Raw genomic sequence first — 7,790 nt, 5'->3', positions numbered from 1 at the left:
CGGCCCCGCCCCTTGCTGCGGACGATCGATGTTCGAGAGGGGTTTGCTGGCCGAAGAACGAAAGTCTGCCCAAGCAGACTATAAGATGAGTTGAGTAAAGGTGAGGGCCGGATAGGCTTGGCGCCGGGGATGTATGACAATAGCGTTGGGGACATGCCCGTCCTCACCTTTCGGCTCGACGATGATGTCGCCCAGCGCTTCGCCGCGCTCGCGGCGGTATCGGGCGGCCGCTCGGCGCTGCTGCGCCGCTTGATCGGTGACGCCTTGGCCATGGAGGCGGGGGAGGGGCATCAGGCGCGGCGCGCCCGCCAGCGCGCAACCTGCCGGGTCGAGGTTCGGCTGATCCCGGAAGAGATCGCCGCGCTCGACCGCGCGGCGGATGTGCTGGGGATGAAGCGTACCGACTGGATCACCACGTTGCTGGCGCGGCGCTTGCGTGCAAACGCGCCCTTGCCGCGCGAGGAGCGGGCGGCCATCGCGCAGGCGTGGCGCGAGCTCAATCGGATCGGGATCAACCTCAACCAGGCGACCCGCGCGCTCAACGCCTCGGTGATGGTCGAATCCGGCCTCGACGTCGCGCGGGAAGCGGCCAGGGTCGCAAGCTTTAGGTCCGAGATCGTCGATGCGCTCGCCGGTCTCGGGGCCGCGCTCAAGGGCGATCTTCGCTACTGGGACACGGCCGATGCGTGAGGAGGAGGGGGTTCTCCCGCTTCCCAGCCTGATGGAGGCCTGGCGGCCGCCGGCAGGCGGCAAGCGGACCCTGCGCGGCGCTTATGTTCGGATCAAACCGGGCGGAAGCGGGGGCGGGGCCGCCCGGCCGATGTCGATGGACCAGGCCGAGGCGCGCGCCAAGCTCGAGCGGATCGTGCGCAAGGCGCCCGAGGTGATGGTGAAGGTCTCCGGCAAGCAATATGGCGCTCATCATGTCGCCGAGCATTTCGGCTATGTGGCGCGCCACGGGAAGCTCGCCGTCCGATCGAGCGAAGGCGAGATTATCACCGAGCCGGATCGGCTCAAGGCGATCGCTCAGGACTGGGCGATGCTCGACGAGGCCATGAACGAGCATGGCCGGGAGCGGCCGACGTCGATGTCGCTGGTGCTGTCGATGCCCGGGGGATCGACCGACGCCGAGACGCTTCATGATGCGGCGCAGGCATTCGCGCGAATCCTGTTCGAGGGGAACCATGCCTATATGCTGGCACTCCATACCGACACCGATCATCCCCACGTCCATCTGACGGTGGCGACCGAAGGGGCGGACGGAACCCGCTTCAATCCGCGCAAGGCGGATCTCCATCATATGCGTGAGACCTTTGCGCATGAGCTGCGCGCGCGCGGTGTCGCGGCGGAAGCGACACCCCGGCGTGCGCGCGGTCATGTCCAGAAGCGGGTCCGTTCGTCCGCGCTCCATCTCGATGCCCGGCTTGGAGCCGAGGGACGGCGGCTCAATCTCGCGCAGCTCAACGAACTGCGCGCGCAAAGCTTCGTGCGCGGGGCCGACCAGGAGCGCCGGGCAGAAGATGTCATGGCGCTGGCTCGCCAGAAGCAGATCCGCGGTGCCTATGCCGAGGCCGCGGTCGCGCTCGCCGGCACCGGAAAAGCGGAAGATCGTGCCTTGGGGCAAGAAATCGCCGGCTTTCTGGCGGCGATGCCGCCAGCGGTGTCGCGGCGGCTCGCGCGCGCACGGGAGATACTGCAATCCGAACGGCCGCCGCAGGAGCGCCGAAACGAGCCGGAGGGCGTTTCGCCGCCCACAGGCTCCGAGGAGGGGCGGCCGCCGCCTCACCGGGATCGGGAACGATGATGGCCGGCGCTGCCGGCCGGCTTGCCGGACCTTGCCTGTGCGGCCTGGGCATCCTATCTGGATGCGATGTCAAAATATCTCGCAAAATAGCTGATTTAGGCGCTGATACGCGCTCCTATCTTGTTAGAAAAAATCATGCTATTATCTAACAGATAGGAGCACAGCCAATGTCTGCGGTAGCCGATCGGATCATGAAGCGCGTGCGCGGCAAGGGCCGCGGCTGGGTATTCACGCCCAAGAGCTTCGTCGACTTCGGGACGCGTGGGTCGGTCGACATGGCGCTGTCGCGCCTCGCGACCGCCGGCGACATCCGGCGCATCGGCCGGGGTCTTTATGACTATCCGCGCCAGCATGACAAGCTCGGTGCGCTCAGTCCCGATCCCACCAATGTCGCCAAGGCCCTCTCGACGCAAAGTGGGGACAAGCTCGCACCGTCGGGCGCGGCGGCGGCGAACAGGCTCGGGCTATCGACCCAGGTTCCCGCCCGGGCCAGCTATGCCACGACCGGGCGGACCCGGGTCAGGCAAGCGGGCGGGCGCAGCCTGACGCTCAAGCACAGCCGCGCACCGGTGCTCGACAATGCGCCTGACTCGGTCAACGCGGTTCTGCAGGCGCTCGCGCATCTGGGGAAGGACAATATCGATAGCGACAAGATCCGGCACTTCGCCGCCCGCCTCGATGATCGCGACATGCGGATGCTCGCCCAGGCCCGGGCCGAGATGCCCGGATGGATGGGCGACGTCGTCCTAAAGATCGGCGCCGCCCGCAATGGATGAGTTCGCACGCAGACCCGCCGTGGATCGGCGCGCCTATATCGATGAAGCGGCGGCGCGGCGGGATCTGACGCCGATCATCATCGAGAAGGATTTCTGGGTCTGCTGGACGCTACGCCGCCTCGTCATGTGTCCCGACCTCGCCGGTCACATGACCTTCAAGGGTGGGACCTCGCTGTCGAAAGCCTATGGGATCATCGCGCGCTTCTCCGAAGATATCGACCTCACCATCAGCCGCGCGGCGCCGCTGCTCAGCGAAGTCGCCTCGCCGATGGACAGCGACATTACCGGCAAGGAGCGCGAGCGCCGGACCAAGGCGCTCAAGGCGGCGGCACAGGCTTATGTCGCCACGGTCGCCATGCCGATCCTGGCGCGCGAAATCGAAGTCGCTCTCGGCACGGCCGAGGGCTGGAGCCTGGCGCTCGATCCCGACGACAAGGACCAGCAGACGCTGCTCTTCGTCTATCCGCGCACCTCGGGTTACGGGCTCGCCTATGGCGAGAATTACGGCGGCGCGGATGAAAGCGGTTACATCAAGCCGCGCATCAAGCTGGAATTTGGCGCCCGCGGCGACACGGAACCGTTCGCGCTTCGACCGATCTTGCCCTATCTGACCGAAGACTTTCCCGAGGAACTGCCGGATCCGGTGACCGCAGTGCCGACGCTGGCCGTTGCGCGGACCTTCTGGGAAAAGGTCACGATCCTTCATGCGATCCATCATAACGGCAAGCTGCGCGAGGGCATGTCGCGCCATTATTATGACGTGCTGATGCTCGACCAGGCGGGCATCACGAACGAGGCGATAGGGCGGATCGATCTGCTCGAGCAGGTCGTGCACAACAAGAGCCTGATGTTCGCGGACAGGTCGGCCTCCTATGACACCGCCGTGGTTGGAACGCTGCGCCTGTCGCCCGATGGCGCGACTTGGGAGAAGCTTGAGCGGGACTATGGCGCGATGTCGGAGATGTTCATGGCCGCGCCGCCGAAATTCCAAGTGTTGATGAAAGGTCTGGCGGCGATCGAGGCGACGATCAACGGACGTTGATGTCGGAGACCGCGAATGAGCAAGTAAACTAAGTATTTGAAATAAAACGACAAAAGACTGATAATTATGATTATGTTAAATCAGGGCCGACATCACCCCACCCGTGTGAGAGAATGTCGTTCACCGGTCGCCATCCGCCCCGAACTCTCCCGGCATGACGGTTCGCTCAATATGGCGGATCGGTAGCGGCCAGCGGCTGCGGGTCGGCGAGACCCCAGAACCGGGTCGTCGCACGGATATAGCGCACGAGGTCAGCCTTCCGAAGGCGAAGATGCTCGCTCGCAACGGGCGTGCCCGGCAGGAGGTCGAGATAATCCGGGGCCGCATCATTCCACAGCTCGGGCGCCAGTGCGCGCAGCCTGTCACAGGATGGACCCTCGCCGTGGCGCACGACATTGGCGACGACGAACATCTGAGTCAGGTCCTCGCCCAGCCGGTCGACAGACAGGTCGATTCCGGCCTCTCTCGCGCACCCGGCCAACAGCGCTTCGAAACCACGAAGTCGGCTCATATCGGTCAAGCCCAAGTCGTGGATCGCGCGCGCCCAGATGCTCAACTGTCGCTCGAAGACGCCAGCCAAGGTCAGCGTGAACGCCTTTGCGGCTTCGTTGCCAGTATAGTTGTCGACCTGAGCCGCGGCGCGGTCGAGGAACTGATCAAGGGTCGCGGCTACCCCGGTCTCTAGCGTGGCATGGCGCGGTAGGCTGTCCAGCACAGGGAGGATGACCCGCTCGAACAGCCGCCCGAGATTGGCTTGAAAGACACGCGGCAGCGCATCCCTGGTCGAACTCATGAAGAAAATCCTTCACCGATCGTACGTTCGTGTCGAGCAAAGGTGAATGAATATCACCGGCTTGCAAATCGCCATCGCCTCGCTGACACCGGGAGAGCCGGCATGGCAAGGATAGGCCTTGGCATCGGCAGGGAGCCGCGGCTGACGCAAGCGCCGAATGACCGATACGCCACCAGATATCGAACGCCTGATACAGGATGTGCTTGCCGATCTCGGCTTCGATGCTGAGGCTGGGGAAGTTGCCCGGCGCGTACGCAGACTCAATCATGGGCTCCCTGCCGAGGATGAATTCGCTGTCATATGCGCCTGGCTTGGGCGCACGCGGCTACTTCACAAGCTTGACCAGCACCAGACACCGGCTCGGTCCAAGTCCGAATTTCAGGTGCCCGATATCCTGGCGATGTTCGACGCCGGCGGCCCTTTCCTGATCGAAGTAAAGGTTTGCAACGATAGGACTCTCTCCTTCAAGGCGGACTATCATGCGCGCCTCACGCGCTATGCGGACCAGATGGGCCTGCCTCTGCTTGTCGCATGGAAGCACTATTCCCTGTGGACCTTGGTGGACATTCGCCACCTTGCGCTCGCCCGCAAGAACTTCAACATCAGCCATGGCGAGGCAATGCGGCAGAATCTGCTCGGCATCCTCGCTGGCGACGTCGCATTCAAGCTGGCGGAGGGATCGGGCCTCCACCTTGACATCGCCAAGGAGCAATTGGTCGAGACTCGCCCCACCGAAAATGGCTTTGAGGAAACGTGGCAGATGCGCGTTACCGGTGTGCATTTCACGATCGGGGGCGGCGCGGTTCGAAACGACCTACATCCGGAAACCACCCAGCTCTTCGCGACATGGGATCTTCAGTCCTCGGAAGAGCATTCGCCTACCCATATCCGTCAGAGTTTTACGGTAGGAGCCGAAGGTATCGAATTCGCGCACCGCGCCCTCGTCGGTCTGCTGGCGTGGGAGAAGCGCGTGGACGAGCCCACCAACTGGCGGACCCTGCTTCGAGCGCCAGAGATTACCCGCAGCATCGCGCATTTCGGCGCGGCGCTCGAACGGGGGCTGGCCGAGGGCGTGGTTCACCATATCCTTCACCAGCGCCCCGTCACGGCCCCGGACTTCATCACAGAAGAAAACTAAGTTTTCATCGATCCGTTGATAACATAACTTAGTTGATATACATCGACATTGAAGGAGAGTGCCGATGGCCATGACCGGAGACGAACTCAGGGCGATGCGTGTCCGCAAACGGTGGACGCAATCGCAGCTTGCCACGCATCTGAAGGTCACGCCGCAATATGTCGGCATGATGGAACGTGGGGAAAAGGACATTCAATCCCACATTGAGGATGCTGCCCGTAGTGCCCTGGGCGATCCCGATCATCCGAATCTCTATGTCCCCGATGGTGCGCTCTATCGGGAAGCACAGCAGGCCGTCCTCGCCGCGTTGCGCCAGCACCCCGATCTGAGCTTGAATGGCTTTCGGTATAACGGCTTCGACAAAGATCCGTTCGAAGGCGCAAAATCCGAGCATGACAGCCGGGCTCGCCTCTTTTCGGATGACAGTCTTGCGCAGATCGCGACGGCCATCCGGTGGATCGATAGCGTCAAGAAGATCAAGACCTACAAATGCGGTTCCTATGGCGCGAAGCACCGGGCCGAACGCTGGGGCAAGGAAAACGGCCTTGCCTCCTATATCGCTAACGGCGCGCTGATCGTCGCGGCCGTTCATCGCAAGGTCGGCCTTCGTCGGGAGCAGAACAATCCGAACGCCGAGTTGGCCCTGGACCCCGACCCGATGCCGGAACCGAAGTCCGGCACCTTCGCGCACTGGCTGCACACGCAGACCAAGCGGAATGACCCAATCGGCGATCTCGCGCGCGATGCAGCGCAGGACCGCACCTTCCCAGTGGATACCAGCAGTGGGCCGAAGCTGCGGTCCTATATGCGTTCATGCCGTGCGTGCGACGAGGCGATCGAAGCGCTTGAAGAGGCGCTGTCGGAATGGCGGGCTGCGAAGAAGCAGCGCGTCAATCGATCCTGATCCGGTTTTTGGCGGAGCGGTTCGCCGTGTCCCGACATCGACATGTGGGCCGAGCCGGATTGTGCGAGGTGGATCTTGATGACTTTGGCTCCGCCTGCCTTTACCTCCCACGTCGAAGGAGCAAATGATCTGATGGGCATCGTGAAGGCATATATGATGGAGATGGAGGAGCGCGGTTACGGCGAATCCGACGATCACATCTGCCCGGATTGCGTTTCAGATGAATTCCTCGCCGAATGGATCGCAGGGAATGCCGAGAGTGAGACCTGCAGCTTCTGTGACGCCGCATCTGAGCAGCCGATCGCCGCGCCCTTCGAGACATTCACCGGGATCGTCCTCGGCGGCCTAGGGTTCGACTGGAACGAACCCACCAACGAAGGAATCATGTATATTTCTCGTGAAGGGGGATGGCAGGCTCCGCTCTCCACGACCTCCGACGTCCTTTACGATGCCAGCTTCTCCGAAAACGATGACGTGCTTGCGGCGCTCGATTACATGATCGAATGCGAGGCCTGGGTCGAACGGGAGTTCTATCGCGGAACCGACAGCCAGCGTCTGACCTGGGCGTGGGACAGCTTCAAGGCGTTCACGAAGAACCACACGCGCTACTTCTTCCTACAGACCAATCATGAGGGCTATGACGAGCTGACGCCGGGAGAGGTACTTGGTTCGGTTTCGGACATGATCCGCTCGAAACTCGCCGATGAAGGCCTGATAAAGACGATCGGTGCCGATACCGACTTGGTTCGCATCCGCGTCGATGATCAACCACAGATCACGGGGACGGCGATCGGTACGCCCAAGCCGGAGCATGCCCGGCAGTCGAACCGCATGAGCCCCGCTGGCATTCCGATGTTCTACGGCGCCTTCGACGCTGCAACGGCACATGCAGAGACCTTTGATCCGGACGTGCATGCCGGCAAGGTTTTGTCAGTCGGCACTTTCCGGCCGGTGCGCGACCTGACTGTGCTGGACCTCGCCGAGCTTCCGTCCATACCGAGCGTATTCGACATGGCGCGACAGGAAATGATCCACTCGTTGCGGTTTCTTCACGCATTTGCCGCCGACATTTCGCAGCCGATCGCGCGCGACGGCCGGGAGCATATCGAATATGTCCCGACCCAGATCGTTACCGAATATTTTCGACGGGTTTTCCAGCTCCGCGATGGCCAAATGCTGGACGGCATCATCTACCGCAGCGCGAAGAATGCCGGTACCAAAGCGTTCGTGCTATTCTGTGAGAACGGACAATGCATTGACGCGAACGTTGACGCCGAGGACGCGCTTCTTCGTCTGATCGCCGTCGCGCATCAGTAGCGCCGTCGGTAAAGGA

8 protein-coding genes are annotated in these 7,790 nt (G+C 62.6%); 7 read left to right on the top strand and 1 reads right to left on the bottom strand.

Features of this window, described 5'->3' with window-relative positions:
• The first annotated feature begins 153 nt into the window (after positions 1–153).
• From RQH62_RS19130 to RQH62_RS19115, 4 genes are all read left to right on the top strand, one after another.
• Positions 154–690, top strand: coding sequence for a plasmid mobilization protein (locus RQH62_RS19130; RefSeq protein ID WP_016743824.1), 537 nt, complete (start codon positions 154–156; stop codon positions 688–690).
• The gene (locus RQH62_RS19125) at positions 683–1,804 is read left to right on the top strand and encodes a relaxase/mobilization nuclease domain-containing protein (RefSeq protein WP_013849903.1); all 1,122 of its coding nucleotides are present in this window, start codon (positions 683–685) and stop codon (positions 1,802–1,804) included. The genes RQH62_RS19130 and RQH62_RS19125 overlap by 8 nt, the downstream gene beginning before the upstream one ends.
• Before the next feature lie 167 nt (positions 1,805–1,971).
• Positions 1,972–2,580, top strand: a complete 609-nt coding sequence (locus RQH62_RS19120) for a DUF6088 family protein (RefSeq protein WP_013849904.1) — start codon at positions 1,972–1,974, stop codon at positions 2,578–2,580.
• Positions 2,573–3,622 (top strand): nucleotidyl transferase AbiEii/AbiGii toxin family protein, encoded by a 1,050-nt coding sequence (locus RQH62_RS19115; protein ID WP_311270256.1) that lies wholly within the window; start codon positions 2,573–2,575, stop codon positions 3,620–3,622. The genes RQH62_RS19120 and RQH62_RS19115 overlap by 8 nt, the downstream gene beginning before the upstream one ends.
• Positions 3,623–3,788: 166 nt before the next feature.
• Here the strand turns inward: RQH62_RS19115 and RQH62_RS19110 are convergent, their stop codons facing one another.
• A complete protein-coding gene (locus RQH62_RS19110) occupies positions 3,789–4,415 on the bottom strand; it encodes a hypothetical protein (protein WP_293784201.1) in 627 nt (208 codons plus the stop codon).
• Positions 4,416–4,572: 157 nt separating this feature from the next.
• On the opposite strand from RQH62_RS19110, the gene RQH62_RS19105 reads away from it, so the two are divergent.
• The 3 genes from RQH62_RS19105 (at position 4,573) to RQH62_RS19095 (ending at position 7,774) form a co-directional block, all read left to right on the top strand.
• On the top strand, positions 4,573–5,553 hold the full coding sequence (locus RQH62_RS19105) for a hypothetical protein (RefSeq protein WP_293784204.1): 981 nt from the start codon (positions 4,573–4,575) through the stop codon (positions 5,551–5,553).
• Positions 5,554–5,617: 64 nt separating this feature from the next.
• Positions 5,618–6,457 (top strand): YozE family protein, encoded by an 840-nt coding sequence (locus RQH62_RS19100; RefSeq protein WP_293784207.1) that lies wholly within the window; start codon positions 5,618–5,620, stop codon positions 6,455–6,457.
• Between the two features lie 132 nt (positions 6,458–6,589).
• On the top strand, positions 6,590–7,774 hold the full coding sequence (locus RQH62_RS19095; protein ID WP_311270255.1) for a HEPN-associated N-terminal domain-containing protein: 1,185 nt from the start codon (positions 6,590–6,592) through the stop codon (positions 7,772–7,774).
• The last annotated feature ends 16 nt before the right edge of the window (positions 7,775–7,790 follow it).

Origin of the sequence: Sphingobium sp. WCS2017Hpa-17 (assembly GCF_031843765.1) — a bacterium.
Lineage (GTDB): Bacteria > Pseudomonadota > Alphaproteobacteria > Sphingomonadales > Sphingomonadaceae > Sphingobium.
The sequence above is the reverse complement of the archived record's forward strand: the minus strand, read 5'-3'. Positions and strand labels throughout refer to the sequence as shown.